19 protein-coding genes, 1 tRNA gene and 1 pseudogene are annotated in these 18,361 nt (G+C 62.8%); 6 read left to right on the top strand and 15 right to left on the bottom strand.

The features are described 5' to 3' along the window. Positions 1-15: 15 nt before the first annotated feature. Entirely contained in the window at positions 16-474 is a 459-nt protein-coding gene (locus CVS48_RS14865; RefSeq protein WP_042792875.1) for a CBS domain-containing protein, read from the top strand. Positions 475-514: 40 nt separating this feature from the next. Here CVS48_RS14865 and dusA read toward each other — a convergent pair whose 3' ends face one another. Further along, positions 515-1,531: a tRNA dihydrouridine(20/20a) synthase DusA gene (gene dusA, locus CVS48_RS14860; RefSeq protein WP_100855105.1), complete on the bottom strand. Its 1,017-nt coding sequence runs from the start codon at positions 1,529-1,531 to the stop codon at positions 515-517. Positions 1,532-1,714: 183 nt separating this feature from the next. Here dusA and CVS48_RS14855 point away from each other — a divergent pair, with 183 nt between their 5' ends. Together CVS48_RS14855 and CVS48_RS29615 are read left to right on the top strand one after the other, a co-directional pair. Continuing rightward, positions 1,715-2,683, top strand: a complete 969-nt coding sequence (locus tag CVS48_RS14855) for a homoserine kinase (RefSeq protein WP_100855104.1) — start codon at positions 1,715-1,717, stop codon at positions 2,681-2,683. Between the two features lie 65 nt (positions 2,684-2,748). Further along, positions 2,749-3,552 carry a BPSS1780 family membrane protein gene (locus CVS48_RS29615; protein WP_242001272.1) on the top strand — a complete coding sequence of 268 codons (804 nt, stop codon included), beginning with the start codon at positions 2,749-2,751 and terminating at the stop codon, positions 3,550-3,552. 6 nt (positions 3,553-3,558) lie between these two features. Here the strand turns inward: CVS48_RS29615 and CVS48_RS29880 are convergent. The 10 genes and pseudogenes from CVS48_RS29880 to CVS48_RS14805 all read right to left on the bottom strand — a co-directional run. Further along, positions 3,559-3,723: pseudogene (locus CVS48_RS29880) on the bottom strand (DUF192 domain-containing protein); the annotation flags it as partial. A 65-nt stretch (positions 3,724-3,788) separates the two neighbouring features. Then, complete coding sequence (locus CVS48_RS14845; RefSeq protein ID WP_100857671.1) at positions 3,789-4,658, bottom strand: type II secretion system F family protein; 870 nt, start codon at positions 4,656-4,658, stop codon at positions 3,789-3,791. Positions 4,659-4,685: 27 nt separating this feature from the next. Then, a complete protein-coding gene (locus tag CVS48_RS14840; protein WP_100855102.1) occupies positions 4,686-5,531 on the bottom strand; it encodes a type II secretion system F family protein in 846 nt (281 codons plus the stop codon). After that, a complete protein-coding gene (locus CVS48_RS14835; protein ID WP_100855101.1) occupies positions 5,528-7,231 on the bottom strand; it encodes a TadA family conjugal transfer-associated ATPase in 1,704 nt (567 codons plus the stop codon). Before CVS48_RS14835 ends, CVS48_RS14840 begins: the two co-directional genes overlap by 4 nt. A gap of 4 nt (positions 7,232-7,235) precedes the next feature. After that, a complete protein-coding gene (locus tag CVS48_RS14830) occupies positions 7,236-8,612 on the bottom strand; it encodes a type II and III secretion system protein family protein (RefSeq protein ID WP_100855100.1) in 1,377 nt (458 codons plus the stop codon). Further along, positions 8,609-9,463: a Flp pilus assembly protein CpaB gene (cpaB, locus tag CVS48_RS14825; RefSeq protein ID WP_100855099.1), complete on the bottom strand. Its 855-nt coding sequence runs from the start codon at positions 9,461-9,463 to the stop codon at positions 8,609-8,611. Before cpaB ends, CVS48_RS14830 begins: the two co-directional genes overlap by 4 nt. After that, positions 9,460-9,993 (bottom strand): hypothetical protein, encoded by a 534-nt coding sequence (locus CVS48_RS14820; RefSeq protein WP_242001274.1) that lies wholly within the window; start codon positions 9,991-9,993, stop codon positions 9,460-9,462. Before CVS48_RS14820 ends, cpaB begins: the two co-directional genes overlap by 4 nt. A 185-nt stretch (positions 9,994-10,178) precedes the next feature. Beyond that, positions 10,179-10,808, bottom strand: coding sequence for a TadE/TadG family type IV pilus assembly protein (locus tag CVS48_RS14815; protein ID WP_100855098.1), 630 nt, complete (start codon positions 10,806-10,808; stop codon positions 10,179-10,181). After that, complete coding sequence (locus tag CVS48_RS14810; RefSeq protein ID WP_111886368.1) at positions 10,805-12,220, bottom strand: hypothetical protein; 1,416 nt, start codon at positions 12,218-12,220, stop codon at positions 10,805-10,807. Before CVS48_RS14810 ends, CVS48_RS14815 begins: the two co-directional genes overlap by 4 nt. A gap of 14 nt (positions 12,221-12,234) precedes the next feature. Continuing rightward, positions 12,235-12,501 carry a hypothetical protein gene (locus tag CVS48_RS14805; protein WP_100855097.1) on the bottom strand — a complete coding sequence of 89 codons (267 nt, stop codon included), beginning with the start codon at positions 12,499-12,501 and terminating at the stop codon, positions 12,235-12,237. 489 nt (positions 12,502-12,990) lie between these two features. Here CVS48_RS14805 and CVS48_RS14800 point away from each other — a divergent pair, with 489 nt between their 5' ends. Both CVS48_RS14800 and CVS48_RS14795 read left to right on the top strand, forming a co-directional pair. Beyond that, positions 12,991-13,284: a hypothetical protein gene (locus tag CVS48_RS14800; RefSeq protein ID WP_100855096.1), complete on the top strand. Its 294-nt coding sequence runs from the start codon at positions 12,991-12,993 to the stop codon at positions 13,282-13,284. Positions 13,285-13,387: 103 nt separating this feature from the next. Beyond that, positions 13,388-13,552, top strand: a complete 165-nt coding sequence (locus CVS48_RS14795; RefSeq protein ID WP_100855095.1) for a 2'-5' RNA ligase — start codon at positions 13,388-13,390, stop codon at positions 13,550-13,552. 382 nt (positions 13,553-13,934) lie between these two features. Here CVS48_RS14795 and CVS48_RS29490 read toward each other — a convergent pair whose 3' ends face one another. After that, positions 13,935-14,078, bottom strand: a complete 144-nt coding sequence (locus tag CVS48_RS29490; protein WP_172616194.1) for a hypothetical protein — start codon at positions 14,076-14,078, stop codon at positions 13,935-13,937. A gap of 316 nt (positions 14,079-14,394) precedes the next feature. Continuing rightward, complete coding sequence (locus CVS48_RS29220; protein WP_157814466.1) at positions 14,395-14,547, bottom strand: hypothetical protein; 153 nt, start codon at positions 14,545-14,547, stop codon at positions 14,395-14,397. A 924-nt stretch (positions 14,548-15,471) separates the two neighbouring features. On the opposite strand from CVS48_RS29220, the gene CVS48_RS14780 reads away from it, so the two are divergent. Beyond that, positions 15,472-15,684, top strand: a complete 213-nt coding sequence (locus tag CVS48_RS14780; protein ID WP_242001275.1) for a tyrosine-type recombinase/integrase — start codon at positions 15,472-15,474, stop codon at positions 15,682-15,684. A gap of 26 nt (positions 15,685-15,710) precedes the next feature. Here the strand turns inward: CVS48_RS14780 and CVS48_RS14775 are convergent. Then, a tRNA-Ile gene (locus CVS48_RS14775) sits at positions 15,711-15,789 on the bottom strand. A 9-nt stretch (positions 15,790-15,798) separates the two neighbouring features. Continuing rightward, positions 15,799-18,078, bottom strand: a complete 2,280-nt coding sequence (rpoD, locus tag CVS48_RS14770; RefSeq protein ID WP_100855092.1) for an RNA polymerase sigma factor RpoD — start codon at positions 18,076-18,078, stop codon at positions 15,799-15,801. Positions 18,079-18,361: the final 283 nt, after the last annotated feature.

Raw genomic sequence — 18,361 nt, 5'->3', positions numbered from 1 at the left:
GCCCAGGAGGAACCGATGTTGAAGGTCAGCGAGATTTTGCGCGTCAAGGGCGACACGCTCTATACGGCGTCGCCCGACATGCCTGTGTCCCAGGCCGTGCAAACCATGAGCGAGCAGGACATAGGCTCGCTTGTCATCATGGAATTCGGCACCCTGACCGGCATGCTCACGTTCCGCGAGATCATCCGCCACATGCACGCGCATGGCGGCGCCGGTGAAACCACCATCCGGTCCATCATGGACGATGCGCCGGTCAGTGTGTCTCCCAACACCAGCGCCGACGAAGTGCAGCGCCTGATGCTGGAAAAGCATGCGCGCTACATCCCGGTCATGGACGGCCCGACCCTGATGGGCGTCATTTCGTTCTATGACATGGCGCAGGCGATCGTGGCGGCTCAGCAGTTTGAAAACAACATGCTGAAAGCCTACATCCGCGACTGGCCGACCGAAAGCGCGGAACCCGCCAAGTCATGATCCCCCCCAGGCTTTGGCGGCCGCAGCCGCCAGCCTGCCGTCAGCCCCCCGCCGGCGCCGCTTCCAATGCGGCGCCGCGCACATCCGGCGCCTGCCGCTGGCTGCGCCAGGCGTCATAGATCAAGTCAGGGTTGTTGGCCGCAAGCAGGGCCGGATCCGACAGCATCCGGCGCCAGCGCCGCGCCCCGGACTGCCCATTCACCAAGCCCAGCATCGGGCGCGTCATCACGCGCAAGGGCACGCCCTTCGCCACCTGCCTGGTGGCGTATTCGGTCATGGCGTCCACCACCTGCGCATCGGTGGGCAGGCGCACCGACGGCCACAATTGCAGGGAAACCTCGGACAGCACGCGCGGCGTGTGCCAGGCGGCCCGGCCCAGCATCACACCATCGAACTCGTTCGCGGCCCCAACGGACTGATCCGCGTCGGCCAACCCGCCGTTCAGCACAAATGTGCAATCGGGAAAGTCGCGCTTGAGCTGCTTGACCACGTCGTAACGCAGCGGCGGAATTTCGCGGTTGTCCTTCGGCGACAAGCCCTTCAACACCGCATTGCGGGCGTGGGCAATGAAGACCCGGCATCCCGTGTCATAAATCTTGCCGACGAAGTCTCGGACGAATTCGTAGGAATTCTCGTAATCGAGGCCCAAGCGATGCTTGACGGTGACGGGGACGTCGACGGCGTCCTGCATGGCTTTCATGCAATCCGCGACCAGGGCGGGCTCGGCCATCAGGCAGGCGCCGAACGCGCCTTTTTGCACGCGCTCCGAGGGACAGCCGCAGTTGAGGTTGATTTCGTCGTAACCCCATTGGCGGCCCAGCTTGGCCGCCTGGGCCAATGCGTCGGGCTCGCTACCGCCAAGCTGCAGCGCCACGGGGTGCTCGGCTTCGTCAAAGTCCAGGTGCCGCGGGACGTTGCCATGCAACAGCGCGCCCGTCGTGATCATTTCCGTATACAGGCGCGCGCGGGGAGCCAGCAGCCGATGGAAATAGCGGCAATGGCGATCGGTTACGTCAATCATCGGGGCGACGCACAGCCGCCAGTCGGGGGAGTCCAAGAATCACTCTACAAAACAAGGGGATGCGGTATTTTACGGGCTTCGCGGCAATATGTCCGGCAGCCCGTCCCCGCCTGCCCGCGCCCCTTCCGAACGGCCCAGGCGCTATGTGGTCTAAAATTGCGCCGCCGCCGCCGCACCAGGCATGTCCGCGCGTCCGTTAACTCCTTACCCTGTACATCAATGGCCGTATTCACTCCCGTATCCGACGACGACGCACGCGCCCTCCTGGCGCGATTCGACCTGGGCGAGTTCGTCTCGCTTCGAGGAATTACGGCGGGTATCGAGAACACCAATTACTTCTTGTATACGACCCGCGGCGAATTCGTGCTGACGCTGTTCGAGGTGTTGACGCACGCGCAACTGCCTTTCTACATTGAACTGATGTACCACCTGGCGGAACGCGGCGTCCCGGTGCCGCAGCCGCAAAACCTGCGCGACGGCACCCGGCTGACGACGCTGCACGACAAACCCTGCGCCATCGTGTCGCGCTTGCCTGGCGGCTACGAACCCGCCCCCGGCGCGACCCATTGCGCACTGGCGGGCGCGACCCTGGCCCGCGCCCATCTGGCCGCCCAGGATTTCCCGATCCACCAGCCCAACCTGCGCGGCTTGAACTGGTGGCTGGAAACGGCCCCCAAAGTCATGCCGTTTCTGACGCCCGAGCAGGCCGAGCTAATAAGCGCGGAACTGGGTGCCCAACAAGCCGCGGTGACCACGCCCGCCTGGCAGGCGCTGCAGACAGGCCCCGCCCACTGCGACCTCTTCCGCGACAATGTGCTGTTTGCGGGCACGTTCGAAGATCCGCTTATGGGCGGCATCATCGACTTCTATTTCGCGGGCTGCGACACCTGGCTATTCGACGTGGCGGTCAGCGTCAACGACTGGTGCATTGACCGCGATACCGGCGAATTCGTCCCCGAGCTGGTGCAATCATGGCTGGCCGCCTACGCCGGCGTGCGCCCGTTCACCGACGCCGAACGGGAAGTCTGGCCCCTGATGCTGCGAGCGGCCGCCCTGCGCTTCTGGATCTCCCGCCTGTACGACTTTTTCCTGCCCCGACCCGCGCAAACGCTTAAACCGCACGACCCGCGCCACTTCGAAAGAGTGTTGCAGGCACGCCACCGCTCGCGCTTGCCAATATTGCCGTAACCGTAACGCCCCGCATAATGGGGCTAGCGCGTCCCTTTTTGAGAGACATCCTCCTTTAGAGAGCCATGCAAGCAGCATTCTTACCCGCGACGTCCGGCTGGCAATGGGTTCGAGACGGCTTCCGTCTGTTCCGCAAACAACCCCTGGCCATGTTTACCTGGGCAATGTTCATCAGCCTTCTGGTCGTCTTCGCCAGCGCGACGCCTCCCGTGGGTCCGATTCTGGTCGTGGCGCTCATGCCCATCATCACCCTCATGACCTTGTCGGCGTGCAAGCACATTGAGGCCGACCGCGTCATGCTGCCGTCGATGTGGGGCAAACCCCTTAAGCAGCCGGGCGTGTTCAGGAAGCTGTTCCTGATGGGCTTGTTGTACGCGGGCTTGAGCATGGCGGCCGGCCTGCTGACTTTCCTGCCGTTCATGGACTCAATGGCGGAGGCCTATCGCATTGCTTCCGTCGAGCGCTCTCTGGACCCTATCCTGATGGCCATGCGGGTTCCGCTGACCATCTTCGCCATTATTTATGTCGTGATCGCGGCCTTGTTCTGGCATGCCCCGGTGTTGGTCGCGTGGCATGGCCTGCGCTTGGTGCAAGCCTTGTTTTTCTCCGGCATTGCGTGCTGGCGCAACAAGTGGCCCTTTCTGGTGTACGGCGCCACCTGGGCACTTGTGTTCCTCTTCATCGACCTGTGCGCCGGCCTGCTGGTGTATATGGGCCTGTCGCTCGAATTCGCGGGCACTCTACAGATTCCGTTCAATATCGCCGCGGGCGGCGCGCTGTATTGCAGCTTCTATCCTGCCTATACCTCCGTGTTCGGCATCAATAACGCCGGCCCGCATCTCGACAACGGCAACAGCGCCCAGGCATAAGGCAATGCGGCAGGGCGGCAGCGCCCTGCGCACCTTCATCACCCGCAGATCCCGCCCGACAAACGCCACGTCGATGGCATAGCGCATGCCAAAGGTATGCACGCCAGCGCAGGGCATGAGCAACACGCCGGACCGCTTGCCAGGCGGTCGGCGTCCCAGCAGCCCCCGCATCCGGCTCATCCAGCCATCCACAAGCAAGAACCTCAGCCGGACAGGTGGCAAGGGCGGGGGGCCATTCATTGCACGCTTTGCAGCAATTGAACGGCAATGGGAAACGCCAGCACGATGAACGTGCACGGGAAAATGCACGCGATCAAGGGCAGCAGCATTTTTACCGGCGCCTGCATCGCCAATTGTTCGGCTCGCACGTGCCGGTCGCTGCGGCACTGCGCCGCCTGTGCCCGCAGAACCGGCCCCAGGCTGATGCCCAGCGCCTCGGCTTGCGCCAATGCGGCGGCCCAGGTCCGGGCAAGCGGGCTGTTGCTGCGGTCGGCCAGCGCCTTGATCGCCGCTGTGCGCGTAACGCCCGCCCGCATCTCGGCCAAGGCCTCCGCCAAGGCATCACGCAGAACGCCTTGCGGACCGCTTTGCGCCGCCAACTGCAGCGCCCCCTGCACGCTCAAACCCGCTTCCACGCATAACGTCATCATGTCGAACACAAAGGGCAGATCGCGTTCAATGCTGCGGCGGCGTGTTTTGCTCAGGCTTCGCAGCCAGGCGCGGGGGGCCAGGCCGGCCATGACGCCCAAGGCCAGTGCCCAAGGCATCCAGCCCAAGAGCGACATGCCGTAGCCCGCCATCGCACCTGCCGCCGCCCCACCAGCCAGCAACGCCGCGCTGGCGCTCAATGCCGCCACGTGCGCGTAACCCACGCTTGCCGGCAGGCCCGCCCATTCGATTGCGCGCGCCAATCGGGTGCGCAGGCGCCACGAACATAACGGCCCAGCGATCGGTGCCACGGCAGATACCCAAGGCCAGGCCGCCCGCCACCACCACGGCAATCCGGCCGACACCACCTGTTTGCCGCCCAGCAAGGGGCGCAGCGCAAACCAGGTCACGCAACCCACGGCCAGCGCCGCCATCAACATGCTCAGGTTCAGCAACATGGTCCCCTTCCCCATTACCCCCTCCTGTTAGAGCTCGATCCGGACAATGCGCCGGATCAGCAACACACCCGCCGTTTCCAGTACGGCCACCATCGCAAGCACGCCCCACCCCATGGGCGTGTGCCACAGCAAGCCCATGATGTCGGGTTCAAGCTCATTCAACACGGCAAGCAACACCAAGGGCAACGCGCCCACTATCCAAGCTTGCAAACGCCCTTGGGATGTCAGCGCCTGCAGCTTCGCCTGTAATTGCAAGCGCGCGCGCAAGGTTTGCGCAATGCTCTCCAGCGCCTCGGCCAGGTTGCCGCCGGTCTGTGCTGCAATACGCATGGCGGCCACCACCAGCGAAGTGGAGTCGGCGGGCATCCGCGACTGCAAATTCCCTAGCGCCGCGTCCCACGGCACGCCCAAGCGCTGTTCCCGCAGCATCAAGCCAAATTCCTGGGCCAGCGGTGCGCCGCTCTGCTCAACCACATGGCGCAAGCCCGTGGGCAGTGCGACCCCTGCGCGTAATGCCGAGGCCAGCATCAACAAGGCCATTGGCAATTGCTGTTCGAAACGGCGCGCCCGTCTGCGCCGCAGCATCTCAACCGTCATGCGAGGCGCTCGGGACGCCAACCCGGCAAGCAACGCCGCCAGGATGCCACTGCCCGTCAACGAAAAAACCAACGCCGCCGACAGCGCCGCGCAGGCGACCGCCGCCAGCCACAACTGTGCGGGGTCGATGAACAGGAACACCTCGCTAAGCCGGACTCCCGCGTCTTGCGTGTAAAGCTCCCGGTAGCGGCGCAACGCCGGCGCAAACCAGGCCTGGGCATGCAGCACCAACACTGCCGCGCAGCACATTGCGCCCGCCGCCGCCAGCCAGATCATGAAAACCCCGGTTCAGACTTGGACGAAGGCGCCCCCTTCGGCGTCGATGTTTCGGTGAACCACGCCGGATCCATCGATACCCCATCGTCAGACCAGCCCTGCGAAAAGCCGGGCAACGCTCCGCACCCCTTGAACCCCGCCGTCCGGTCAAATCGGAATAGCTCCTGCAGTTGTATGCGCCCGCTTTCCATCCCCGCGACTTCGACGATCGACGTCACGACTCGACGGCCGTCCGCCAGGCGGGCCTGCTGCACCACAAGTTCAACGCTGGCGGCGATCTGTTCGCGCACGGCGGACAAGGGCAAATCCAGGCCCGCCATCAGGATCATCGATTCCAGCCGGCCCAAGGCATCGCGAGGTGAGTTCGCGTGCAAGGTTGTCAACGAGCCCTCGTGGCCCGTGTTCATGGCCGTCAACATGTCGAACGCTTCGGCGCCACGGCACTCCCCGACGACGATACGGTCCGGCCGCATGCGCAGCGCGTTGCGTACCAGCTCGCGTATGGCGATATGCCCCCTGCCCTCCTGGTTAGCGGGACGCGCTTCCAGGGCCACCAGATGATCGTGATTCAGCCGCAACTCGGCGGCGTCCTCAATAGTGACGACCCGCTCGCCATCGGGGATTTCGTTGGACAAGATGTTCAGCAAGGTCGTTTTGCCCGAGCCCGTGCCGCCGGACACAACCAGGTTTTTGCGCATCCTGACGCATAGCGCCAGGAATCGCGCCATGGCCTCGCTTAAGGACGCCGCCGCGATCAGATCGGACATCTGGGGCCGCCGCTGCGGAAACTTTCGGATGGTCAAGCTGGCGCCTTTCATCGCCACCGGGGGAATGATGGCGTGCACGCGCGAGCCATCGGGCAAGCGTGCGTCAACCATGGGCGAGCTTTCGTCGATGCGACGGCCCAGTGGCGTGACGATGCGTTCGATCACCCAACGCACCGATTGTTCGCTGGTGAATGCGGCGGGGTGTCGCCAAAGCCGCCCCGCGCGTTCCACATAGATCTCGTCATAACGGTTGACCATGATCTCGGTGATGTCGGGCGCCGCCAGCAGTGGCTCCAAGGGTCCCAACCCCACGGCTTCGTCCAGCACCTCTCTGCACAAGGCCTGCTTGGCCGCATCGTCGGACAAATCGACGTCCGACGCGACGATATGCGTCAGCAGGCGCTCGGCTTCGGCGCGTAACGTGCCGTCGCTCATGCCCGCGACGTCGCGCCGGCGCAGGTCCAGCGCGTCGAGCAAGGCCGCGTGCAAACGCCGACGCGCTTGCAAGCGCTGTGGCGCAATAGGCGGCAGCGGTGTCGTGGCCATCGAGGGCGAAGCCGTCTCAGCCGGGGCCTGCACGGCCGCGTCCGATGATGCGGGCGCAACAGCTACAGCGAAGGCCTGAGCCGGTGCGGCATCGTCCGGCGCTGCCCACCGTACGCGCAAGCGGCAAGGACCTATCAGGATATCGTCGTCGGGCAAGACCGGCGCATGACGCACCACTCTTGTTCCGTTCACCAGGGTGCCGGCCAAGGTACCCAGATCCTCCAGGACGATATCGTCGTCCTGACGAAGCAAGCGGGCATGCTGCCGCCCCACTCGCCAATTGACAATACGCAAGCCGCACTGGGAGCCCCGTCCGATCAGCACCGGCGCCGGCGCGAACTGTCGGCGAACGCCGGAATCTTCAAATGTCATTTCGATGTCGAGCATGGCATCACTCTTGATGTGGCGACTGGGGGAAGTCATCGCGGGATACCCACTGCGAGCCTGCGCCGGCATAGGGATCCCAAGCGTCGACGGCGACGGGCGTTGCGGTGCCCAGGCGCGGCGGCTCTGGAAACGTCGTGTCCAACACCCCTCGTCCGCGCCGCACCCGATCCTGCATGGCGGGCTCGCTTTGCGACACAATCTTGGGCGTCACAAAGATGGCCAGCTCGGTTTCGCGCTGCTGAAAGCGACGCGACGAGAACAAGGCCCCGAGAATGGGAATGTTCTGCAACCAAGGCAGGCCATTGATCTCCCGGCCTTGCTCTCGCGACAAGAAGCCCCCGATGACCAGCGTATTGCCCGATCTGACGTTGAATTCGGTGGAAGCCCGCCTCGTCCGCAAGGCCGGGCCACCCGCCACGCTTAGCGACGTGTCGACGGAACTTGCCTCGACTTCGATCAACGACCGGATCACGCCGTTTCGGTCGATGCGCGGCGTGATGTTGAGTGACACGCCATACGGTTTGAACAAGGTGGTCGGATTGCCACGGGAATCGGTCGATGTGTAGGGAACCTCGCCACCGGCCAGAAACGTGGCGCTGGCGCCGCTGCGCGCCAGTAGTTGCGGCTGCGCCAGCATGACGGCTTCACCACTTTGCGCCAGCGCGGCGATGCGGGCGGACAGCAAGGCATTTACCCCGAAGTAACCCGCGGCGGCCGACACCGGCCCAGCGGTCTCGATGAAGGATTCGCCGGGTCGGGTCATGCGCCCCCGCGAGCCTGCATCCCAAGCCAGGCCGGCATTTGCACCGCCCTGAGTCACCCCGTCCCAGCGCAGGCCGAACTCGCGCATTCGCGATGTGGGAATTTCAACAACCTGCACATCAAGCAGTACCATGCGGTCCCATCCCACTTGCCCCGTGAAGTCCAGGATGGCGGGATAGCGTTCGGCCAAGGCGGCAATGCGTGCCCGGTCGTCGTCGGACAAATCGTCGCCTTCGATCACGATACGCCCTCCCACCGTGGTGCTGCGCGCGCCGGGAATACGGGCAAGCAGCGACTCGACCTCTGCCCGCAAACGCGGCGCGCCGGCGGCAACAACGCGCAGGTCATAGGCTTTCGGTTTGCCCCCGGCCGCCCAGACGTGCACAGACGACACGCCTTCGGCGCGGGCAAAAATCACGACATCCCGGCCTTCTGTCGCAACGGCGCTCAACACCTGCCCGTTTCCAATGGCCACTCGTTTCACGCCGGGGTGCGGCAGCACCCGGGTTTCACCCACCTGCAACTCCAGCGCCTGCGGCTCATTTGAGGTGCTGGCGGTGGCCGTGGTAGACGTCAGCGCAAGCGTGATTGCGCTCAGGATGAATGCGATGCGTCTCATGGCCGCTCCGATGCACTACCCACCATTGCGGCGGCGTCTGTAGGAACAGGCGATTGCACCTGCATGCGGTCCCCGTACAAGATCGTTACGCCGGGAGCAGGCGCGGGTTCCGGCGCCAATCCGATGAGCGAGGCCAGATCCGTCTGAGTGGATTCGGCAACGGCCGCCTCATCGTCGCGATGTCGCAGCATGGCCGTCAGCGAGCCCGCCTGCCTGGCAGCGACAAACTTCATGGCTTGGTCTGGATCGGCGGCAAGCGTAATGCTGCCGGCACCACTTGCCGCCCCCTCTTCATCGGCCCCGGCGCCAACCGTCAGCACACGCATACCCTGCAGCAAAGGCACGGTGAGCTCTTTTTGGTGATGAGGAAAGGTCACGTAGATGTCGATCAAATCGCCGGCACGCAGCATATCGGCCAGCCCGCCGAGGTCAGCCGCGGCGACAGTCAGCGCCCGTTGGCCCGAACGCAATCGGGATGCCAGGGCGGGGGCCGGCATGGAGAAAGTCAGATGTGACTTCAGCAAAGGTTCGCCATGAACCACATCCGCCACCAAGGTGCCGCCAAGCAAGCTGTTCAACGCCAGCGGATCCAGGCTGGCGGAAGACGCCCACTGCGCCGGAATTTCGCGGACCGCCACGTCAGCCTCTTCCAGCCGCGTGCCCGCGGCAAGGTCATAGGCGGCCACCAGACGCTCGACAACCGGTGTGCGGGCCTCGGCTTCCAACGCCTCTACCCGTTGCTGCACGTGCTCGCGCACGGCCCATGCCGACAGCAGACCGGCCATCAACGCCAGGCCATACACGCCCGCGCGGCGCAGCCGGGAAACACCATGCATCAGTGCGGCCTTCATGGCACCCACCTTCTGACCCGCAGGCCGCTGCCCGCATCCAAGGGCACCACCGACACCTGCATGCGTTGGTCTGCGCGCGCCCATGACTGGGAAGCACCGTCGTCTGCTTCAAGGCGCCAGCCGTCGCGCAACAAGGCCGCTTTTAACAAGGGTGTTATCCGAGAAGGCGGCAAGCCATGTTGCCAAATGCGCTCCCACACTTTGACGCCCGCCTCCATCACGGCAAAATCAAGGCGCAGCCGTGCGCCCTCTGGCAGCCAGGCGGGCGCCACAGGGTTTGGAGGAGCCGACATGCGCAGCGCAGACACCGTGCCGATAGTCCGGCTCGGGCCGACGTTTTGCATTTGCGCCACCCATTGCTGGTCATCGATCCAGCCAGACAGGATCAGATGACCCGGCAGCACATTCAAATCGGACAAGCCGGGCTGCTGATCCACCAACGCGCGGACCACGGCACGGGTATCTGTTGGTGCGTCAAACACCAACACTTGGGCGGGGTAGCCATGAAGCCACACGCGGTCGGCCAGCAAGGCATGGGTGGACCCTTCCGGCAAGCGCAGCCGGCTCAAGGATGCCGGGGCTGTCGTTGCGGACTGCGAGGGCTGCGCGACGCAGGGGCCCGCCACACTCGCAAGCCACATCATCACCGCCAAGGGACGATACAAACGGACGACCGCGGGCCTAGTCCGGCGAATCGAAGTCATTGAGTACGCATTCATGGCTTTCGTCCTTTACGTGTTCCCAACCGGTCGGGCGGCACCACATCTGCCCACGCCGACAGCCAATCGGTCTGTAGCGCGGCCCGCCTCCAGGGGCCGTCCATGCGCCGTGTGGCAGGCCCGACTCGCCGCGCCTGCGCAAGCGACACCCGTTCAACCTGACGCCATGCAGTCGGTGCATTGCCAATACGGCGGCGCGCGTCGGCGTCTCCGCGTGCATGGCCGGCACCGATCGCCACATGCGCATGTCGTGCAATGATCGGCGCTTGCCCCTTCCGCGAAGGCATCGAGCGCGCGTGCACCGACAGCAGGCGCAGGCCCACACCAAACCATTCGCCTTGCAATACAGACATGTTCGGCGGCGCGATGCCGGGCAGCTCAAGGACCCGTTGGCGCTGTCCGGCGGCAACCATCGAATGCGCTGGCGCCAGGGGCTGACCCAGCGCGCCGGACATCGCTGTCTTGCGGCTGGCCTGCGACAACTGTTGCGCCGAAAACTGCAGCCCGCCGACCCAGGACACCGCCCAAACCAGCACTGCCATCAGCGGCAGCATCAGCAAGGCCTCGACGATCGCCTGCCCTTGTTGCCGCGCGGGAAAGCGGGGGTACCTATCCCTCTGCATCATGGTGCGCTCCGCGCATGCGAGGCCTCTGCGCGCGTAACCGCCGAGAGACGTGCCTGCCAGTAAGGTCGAAACAAGGTGGCCAGTTCTTCACGGCGATCCGCACGCTGCTCAGGCCGCAAGAAATACGTTTCGGCGGCACTGGTCACGGTGATCCCGCCAGACTGCCCCAGGGCGGCATAACGAAAGATGCCCGTCGGCGACGCCAACACGCTGGCCGCATCGGTGGTCTTCAGCACGGAGCCAGACCAACGCACGCGCACAGCAAAACGCAACCGCTCTTGCAAGCGCGATGCCTGGACTTCGCGGTAAGCCGGCAAGCCTTTGCCGGGCCAACGCTGCGCGGACGCCATCGCATAGGAATTTGCCATGGGGTTGGTCACGCCGCTGAAGATGTCCCACGCGGTGGACTGTTCCACCCAGCGCCAAAAGTCCTCTTGGGAAAAGTCCGCGGGCGGCTCATCCACGTAGTCCACGCCATCTGGCGTCTTGGACTTCTGACCCTGCGCCGTGCCCCAGGCCATTGCGTATTCACGGTAATAGCAGCCGATCCATCGATTGGATCGCAGCGCATGAAACGACTGCGTGTCCAAAGCGCCCCAACGCCCATCGGGCCCAAGCCAGGTCGAACCACGGCGGCGCAACTCATGCCGATTCAACGGGCAGCGCTTGCTGACGGGCCAGGGATTACGACGTGTGGCATTGCGCTTTTGCAGATATCCGTAGCGGTCGGCCGCCTGTTCCACTGCTGGCCGCAACCCTGCTTTGCGCGTAGCGACACGGCGCTCGGCGAACCCGGGCCACGCATCCGACAGCAGATGCAAGGTAAGACCCCGCGCACGCGGCGACTTGCCCGAATCCCAACCCGACTCCTGATCCGAACCCGGATCAGTCATGTTGGCCTCCAGGACCTTGCGCATGATGCGATCGCGCGAGGCCGACAGCCCCGTCATGGCCGAGGCCGCCGCCGCTTCCAACACCCGATGCACAACGTAGTCATGTTGCGCAAACGCGCTTGCCAACCGCGACTCAGCATCGGGCAATGCCCGCCCTGCCCGATAAGCAAGCCCCATATCCGGACCGAACAGCATGGCGATCAAGCCGGCAGGCGGGTTGCCCCGGGTACGTTGAGCGTGCATGGTGCGGCCGTACTGCGCGGCGGCTGCCAAGGTGACCAGGTGCGCCATGGCGACTTGATGCGCAATCTGCGTACGGTTCACATAAGCAAGGGCATTAAGTGTGCGCGCTTGCTCAAGCGCGCCGCTGTAGGCGGCGGCATCCGCCGCATGGGTCAAGCGCATACGGCCTTCCGCCGTTTGACCCAGGTTGTAGAGCACAACCAGGGATGCCGCCGCGACAGACACGATCATCATGCCCAGCACCAATGCCTGGCCATGCTGAAGGTCGGGAGGCATACGCATCTGCGTCATCACTTCGCGTCCGAGGCGTTGCCGGTAAAGGACTTGAGCGACCTAGCCTTGGCCTGAGCCGCAGCCTTCTGAGCCGCCTGCTGTGCCGCGCGCGTCTGCGTGCCGCCATCTTCCCCGGCAAGCTCTCGTGCCATGGCGGCGGTTTGTGAACGCACCACCTGGCCGAAGTACTGATAGACGGCAATGGCCGCCACCGCGACCAGCGCCACGACAACGATGTATTCCGTCATACCTTGGCCCAATTGCCGTTTTCGACTGCTCCACATTTCTGCTCTCCGATGCGTTGAATGAAGCGTCAGTGTCGGCTTGGCACCTGACCGCCACAATTCGCGCATGCCGAGGTGGGCAAAAAGATCCCGCGATCTTGACGTGCGTGAGAAGGTGACGAGCTGGCAAGAAAAAACCCTTCGCGCCGTCGGCAACGAAGGGTTCATGCAATGAGTGGATGTGCCCCACTCAAGATTCTTGTAACCCTTTCATTTTCTGGGGTTTTCCCTATTGCCGATGGGTTTTCACAGCAGTAGATTTGAGTTGCCGGGCTGTCTGACACCCATCGCGTGCGAAGCCGGGCAGGAGCGCCTCAGACTCATCTTGAGCTGGGGCGCTCTTCCGTTGGCGCGTCGCATTACCCGGCATTCGCCATGTCAAGACGACCAACCATCTCGTATCCGCGCCGCCGCAGGACTTGTTGCGATAACGAGGAACGTCCCCGTTTTTGATGGAATATACTGGATATACAAACAGTATTTTCCGCCATGACGTTCAAAGCCCCCCTCACCCTTGACGACCTTCGCACCATCCGCGAGCGCCAGCCCTGGAACTCCGATGTGATCTCGCTGCTCTGGGAGGTCAAACGGCTGCGCTCAGTGTTGCTGCGCGCGTATCAGCTATCCGGCGATTTCAAACGGCCGGCAGGGGTCACAGGCGAGCTCTACGACGACTTCATGAAAAGCCTGCGCGACGAGCCCTGTGTGCAAGAACGCGACGGCCTGGCGTCATCGCTGCTGGAAGCGCCGGACAAGCTCAGGAAGGGAATGGCCCCACGGTAAGCGCTGGGGCGTGCCCCGGCGGGCCGCAGAGAGGGGAGTCAATTGGTCTTAGATTGGGCCTATAAGCAACGCAAAGCTGAGTTCGCTTGGTAGAGTGCGATGCATGAACGACTGGCCTATCCCCAATTTCCCGCTCGAGCAATTCAGAGCGCTCTCGCTCGCAGACAAAGAACTTTGTCTCGCGATGATCCGCGCATACTGTGCAGAAGTTGCGCTGCAAGAACAAATCGGCATGCGGCCGACCGAGGATGATCTGTATTCCTTTTAGCTAAACCCACCATCGCCCGGCTAGCCGGGAACATGACCTGACAACGCCGCCGGCGTCGGCGCGAATCGGCGTAACGTCAGGCCCGCAAGCGGGCCCGCACGGGTGCGAAGCCCCGCGCGCCGCTTCCAAGTCAGCAGGCCTTCTCCTCCATGCTCAAGCGCCCCATACCAGATGGCGCGCGCACCGGGGGCCGGTGGCGTGTCAGCGTTCAGTAGCCATTGGGCGATGTGCGCATGCATAAACATGCATGACGCCGCCAGCCAGATGGTCGCGGTGCCCTATCAGGTCCAGGTAGTGGACCAATTCGCCGCTGCGCGGCAGCTTGATATAGCCCACCAGGCGCTCTGTGGTCTCAAGTGGCCCGTTGCGATGGCCGGGGGTATCAATGAAAACTCCCCACCACAATGCAACGCGCCAGTACGGGGCTGCCACTACGCACGGCCATCGAAGTTTTAATCGCGTGCACGTCGTGAATGTGGTTCGCCAGCGCAAAGGGACGCACGCGATAGCCGATGCGTTCGGGCACGGCGGATCTTGGACAGGTTGCCCGAAGACCTCCCGCGCAGCAGGCGGTTCAGGCCCAGAACATCGCGGCAGGCGTGTAAATCCAGCATCATTGGCGTGGCACCCCGGCCACTTGCCTTGCATATCGTAGCGTTGCGCCACTATCACGGGATCGAGCACGGCGTAGTAAAAGCGCATTAGCAAGGCGAGGGGGCGCACTCGGTCTCGGTAACACGGGAGGCTAGGAGTGAATCGGGACGGCCCTGAAGTATGAACTTGGCGCTCCCGCAGCTTCTGCCAGCGCCAGGTCTTGTAGCAAGCACTCCAGGGGTGGCTGCTCATAGCAGTTGGGTATCGTCCCGCTCGCCGCCTACTGCCTCACCATCAAGCGTTAGCTCTGGCTGGCACCTCTCTTCGCCTTCATCTGCCAGGGCTTCTATGAAAGCATCGAGCTTGACCTCGATGCGGTCTAGTTGGGTTGGCTTATTCATGTCGGTCACAAGGGAGAGAGGCGGCGCGTCCCACCCTATCTCCGGTGCGATTGCATATTAATACCGGGCTGCCAAAACCTGTCGCAATCAGGGGCATACAGTCGAAAATAGATGCGTCGCTCACTTCTACTGAACAAGCGAAAGGAGACGCTGATGCAAATGAACCCCGATTTAATCCGTCGGATTCTGATAGACCTTGCGGACACGTTCCCAGCTTCCGGCAAAACATTCCTTAGACGAGCACGAAAGTACGCCTCAAAAGACGAAATAGATGCCTGCGTACGATATCTCGAAGGCCATGATCTCGCCAATTCCGGCCGCACCACGGCTACCATAATGGGTACGCCTTTCCTCATGGTTGATCTCAAACGCCTGCACATAACATCGAAAGGGCTGGATCTGGTTCACGGAGTTGAAGATCCCATAAGCACCATTTATGGTAGCAACGCAGAAGGTGCGTCAGCGTTACGAACAGCACTTGATGCGCGAATTCAGCAGAGTGGGCTAGAACAAAGCCATAAGGACCTAATTAGAGCGCGCCTTAGGGCTATGCCATATCTGAAGCTCGTCGGCCTTGCGATAGAGCTAGCTGAGATCGCCGCGAAGGAGTCCCCTAGAGCACTCGCTGTAGCCAGGGGTTTCGTAACCCGCGAACCGGGTCTAGGGTGAAATCCACGGAGCAAAACATGACCAAACCCCTCGGCCCCAAAACAATATAAATAGCGAAAACCTCAGCGGGTGCCAGGGCTTCGCTTCTTATGTACGAGCGCCGTCCACTGGAAAGGTACGAGCGCCGTCCACTGGAAAGGATGGTATCCGGATCGCCTTCTACAGCGGGATGCGTCTGAGCGAGATTCTAAAGGTGGTGCGCCGGGATGGGATGTTCCTGCTGGAAGACACGAAGAACGGCGAACCACCGTAGACATGGGCTACCTGCGCCTTCACGATCTAAAGCACAGCGCCGCCAGCGCCATGATCAGCGCGCATGTGCACCTGTACACCGTCAGCGCCGTACTCGGCCACAAGTCAGCGGCCAGAACACAGCGCTACAGTCACTTGGCGACCGCAGCAATGAAATCGGCGCTTGGGGAGATTGGCAAGAAATCCCACACACAAAAGAAAGCGCGGGTTGCGTGAAATACCCGCAAACCCGCGCCATTACTTGGTAGGCCCCCCGAGAGTCGAACTCGGCACCAACGGATTATGAGTCCGCTGCTCTAACCAGGCATGAGCTAGAGGCCCAGGAAACGATTACTGCCCTTCCAGGAAGCTCTTCAGCTTGTCGGCCCGGCTGGGGTGACGCAGCTTGCGCAGCGCTTTAGCCTCTATTTGGCGAATGCGCTCGCGGGTCACGTCGAACTGCTTGCCCACTTCTTCCAGGGTCTGGTCGGTGCTCATTTCGATACCGAAACGCATACGCAGAACCTTGGCTTCACGCGGGGTGAGAGAGTCTAGCACTTCCTTGACCACATCACGCATGGAACCATGCAAGGCCGCGTCCGACGGCGCCAGGGTCGACGTATCTTCAATGAAATCGCCCAGGTGCGAGTCATCGTCGTCACCAATCGGCGTTTCCATCGAGATCGGTTCCTTGGCGATCTTCAGGATCTTGCGGATCTTGTCCTCGGGCATGTCCATCTTCTGCGCCAGGGTTGCGGGATCCGGCTCGGCGCCGGTTTCCTGCAGGATCTGACGGCTGATCCGGTTCATCTTGTTGATCGTTTCGATCATGTGAACCGGAATACGGATGGTGCGCGCCTGGTCAGCGATGGAACGCGTAATAGCCTGACGAATCCACCACGTGGCGTACGTCGAGAACTTGTAGCCGCGCCGGTATTCAAACTTATCCACGGCCTTCATCAGACCAATGTTGCCTTCCTGGATCAGATCCAGGAACTGCAGGCCACGGTTCGTGTACTTCTTGGCGATCGAGATCACCAGGCGCAAGTTGGCCTCGGTCATTTCGCGCTTGGCCTTGCGAGCCTTGGCTTCGCCGGTGGCCATGCGCTTGTTGACGTCTTTCAAGTCCTTCAGCGGCAGCACGACGCGCGTTTGCAGGTCGATCAACTTCTGCTGCAATTCCTGAACAGCGGGAATCTGGCGTTCCAGCGTCTCGGCGTAAGGATGGCCAGCGGCAACTTCGTCCACCACCCACTGCAGATTGGTTTCGTTGCCCGGGAAGACCTTGATGAAGTGCGTGCGCGGCATGCCGGCACGGTCCACACACGTGTGCAGGACGGCGCGTTCAAGCTGGCGCACTTCTTCCACCTGGTTGCGCAGCGTGTCAGCCAGCTTCTCGACCATCTTGGCGGTGAAGCGGATACCCATCAGTTCGTTCTGGATGGATTCCTGGGCGCGCACGTAGATGTCTGACTTGTAGCCGTCCTTCTCGTACGACAGGCGCATCTTGTCGAACTGCTTGCCCACTTCATCGAACTTGGCCAGCGCCTTCACGCGCAGGTCTTCCAGTTGCTTGCTGGACATGCCGCCGGCAGGGCCGTCGTCGCCTTCGTCTTCGTCCGCCGTGACACCGGCACCAGCGTATTCTTCGCCGTCTTCCGGATCAACGAGGCCATCAACGACTTCGTCGATCTGCGCCTGGCCTTCGCGCACGCGCAGGATGTGGGCAAGGATCTCGTTGATCGTGGCCGGGCAGGCCGAAATAGCCATGACCATGTGCTTCAAGCCGTCTTCGATGCGCTTGGCGATTTCGATTTCGCCTTCGCGAGTCAGCAGCTCGACCGAACCCATTTCGCGCATGTACATACGCACGGGGTCGGTGGTGCGACCGAAGTCGGAATCCACCGTGGTGAGAGCGGCTTCGGCTTCGTCTTCGACGTCGTCGTCGTTGGACGCGACCGGCGCGTTCTCGCTCATCAGCAGCGTTTCGGCGTCGGGTGCCTGGTCATAGACCGCGATACCCATGTCGCTGAACGTGCTGATGATGCCGTCAATGGCTTCGGCGTCGACCAAGTCGTCAGGCAGATGGTCGTTGATTTCGCCGTATGTCAGGTAGCCGCGATCCTTGCCCAGCTTGATCAGCTGCTTCAGGCGGTTGCGGCGTGCTTCGTATTCTTCGGGCGTGACGGGGCCACGGGCGATCAGATCCTTGGGATCGGCCTTGCCGCGCTTGCCACCACGCTTGGGCGGCTTCAGATCGGGCAAGACTTCGCCTTCGCCGTCCATCGTATCGTCGAAACCGTCGGAATCATTGTTGGCATTCTTTGCGGGACGGCCCGGGCGGCGGCCGCTAGGCACGGGACCCGAGCGCGGGGCGCTGCCCCCCACCAGGTCGGCGAGCTTATCCTCAGCCTTCTTGGCGCGAGCCTTCGTCACTTTTTCGGGCTTGTCAGCCGCAGCCGTCTTGGTTGCCTTTTTGGCAGCCGTCTTGGCAGCAGCAGGCTTGGCGACCTTCACCGCCGTCTTGGCGGGCGCTTTTTCCGCCGCCATGCTTACGGCGCGCTTGGCCGCGGGGGCCTTGATTTCAGCCGCATCAATTGCAGAGGAGGATTTGCCGGTGGATTTGGTCATAGTCGCTTCCGTGGTCGTCGCAACCCGTTTGGGCATGTTGCACCGCGCAAGCGCCACGCCAGACGGTGGCCTAGCGCGACGCAGCTACGGGTAAAACAGATAAATCGGCGAAGATCACGCGGCTGCGTTGTTCGCAGCGCCAGTTCTTTCGAACCCGTTTAGCGACGTGGCGGAGCAATACCGTTGGGGCGCTTTACGTGCATAACCTCATTCCGCGACGGATTCCGGGCGTTGGGGGGGCTGCCTGCCTATAAATAGGCTTTGCTTGCTTATGGGGTCGTTG

The organism is Achromobacter spanius (genome assembly GCF_002812705.1).
Lineage (GTDB): Bacteria > Pseudomonadota > Gammaproteobacteria > Burkholderiales > Burkholderiaceae_B > Achromobacter > Achromobacter spanius.
This window is presented reverse-complemented; position numbering and strand designations above follow the sequence as displayed.

Coding starts and splice junctions, on each gene's coding strand:
- CVS48_RS14865 (WP_042792875.1), top strand. CDS start 16: ATGTTGAAGGTCAGCGAGATTTTGCGCGTCAAGGGCGACACGCTCTAT.
- CVS48_RS14855 (WP_100855104.1), top strand. CDS start 1,715: ATGGCCGTATTCACTCCCGTATCCGACGACGACGCACGCGCCCTCCTG.
- CVS48_RS29615 (WP_242001272.1), top strand. CDS start 2,749: ATGCAAGCAGCATTCTTACCCGCGACGTCCGGCTGGCAATGGGTTCGA.
- CVS48_RS14845 (WP_100857671.1), bottom strand. CDS start 4,658: ATGTTGCTGAACCTGAGCATGTTGATGGCGGCGCTGGCCGTGGGTTGC.
- CVS48_RS14840 (WP_100855102.1), bottom strand. CDS start 5,531: ATGATCTGGCTGGCGGCGGCGGGCGCAATGTGCTGCGCGGCAGTGTTG.
- CVS48_RS14835 (WP_100855101.1), bottom strand. CDS start 7,231: ATGCTCGACATCGAAATGACATTTGAAGATTCCGGCGTTCGCCGACAG.
- CVS48_RS14830 (WP_100855100.1), bottom strand. CDS start 8,612: ATGAGACGCATCGCATTCATCCTGAGCGCAATCACGCTTGCGCTGACG.
- cpaB (WP_100855099.1), bottom strand. CDS start 9,463: ATGAAGGCCGCACTGATGCATGGTGTTTCCCGGCTGCGCCGCGCGGGC.
- CVS48_RS14815 (WP_100855098.1), bottom strand. CDS start 10,808: ATGATGCAGAGGGATAGGTACCCCCGCTTTCCCGCGCGGCAACAAGGG.
- CVS48_RS14810 (WP_111886368.1), bottom strand. CDS start 12,220: ATGCCTCCCGACCTTCAGCATGGCCAGGCATTGGTGCTGGGCATGATG.
- CVS48_RS14805 (WP_100855097.1), bottom strand. CDS start 12,501: ATGTGGAGCAGTCGAAAACGGCAATTGGGCCAAGGTATGACGGAATAC.
- CVS48_RS14800 (WP_100855096.1), top strand. CDS start 12,991: ATGACGTTCAAAGCCCCCCTCACCCTTGACGACCTTCGCACCATCCGC.
- CVS48_RS14795 (WP_100855095.1), top strand. CDS start 13,388: ATGAACGACTGGCCTATCCCCAATTTCCCGCTCGAGCAATTCAGAGCG.
- CVS48_RS29220 (WP_157814466.1), bottom strand. CDS start 14,547: ATGAATAAGCCAACCCAACTAGACCGCATCGAGGTCAAGCTCGATGCT.
- CVS48_RS14780 (WP_242001275.1), top strand. CDS start 15,472: ATGGGCTACCTGCGCCTTCACGATCTAAAGCACAGCGCCGCCAGCGCC.
- rpoD (WP_100855092.1), bottom strand. CDS start 18,078: ATGACCAAATCCACCGGCAAATCCTCCTCTGCAATTGATGCGGCTGAA.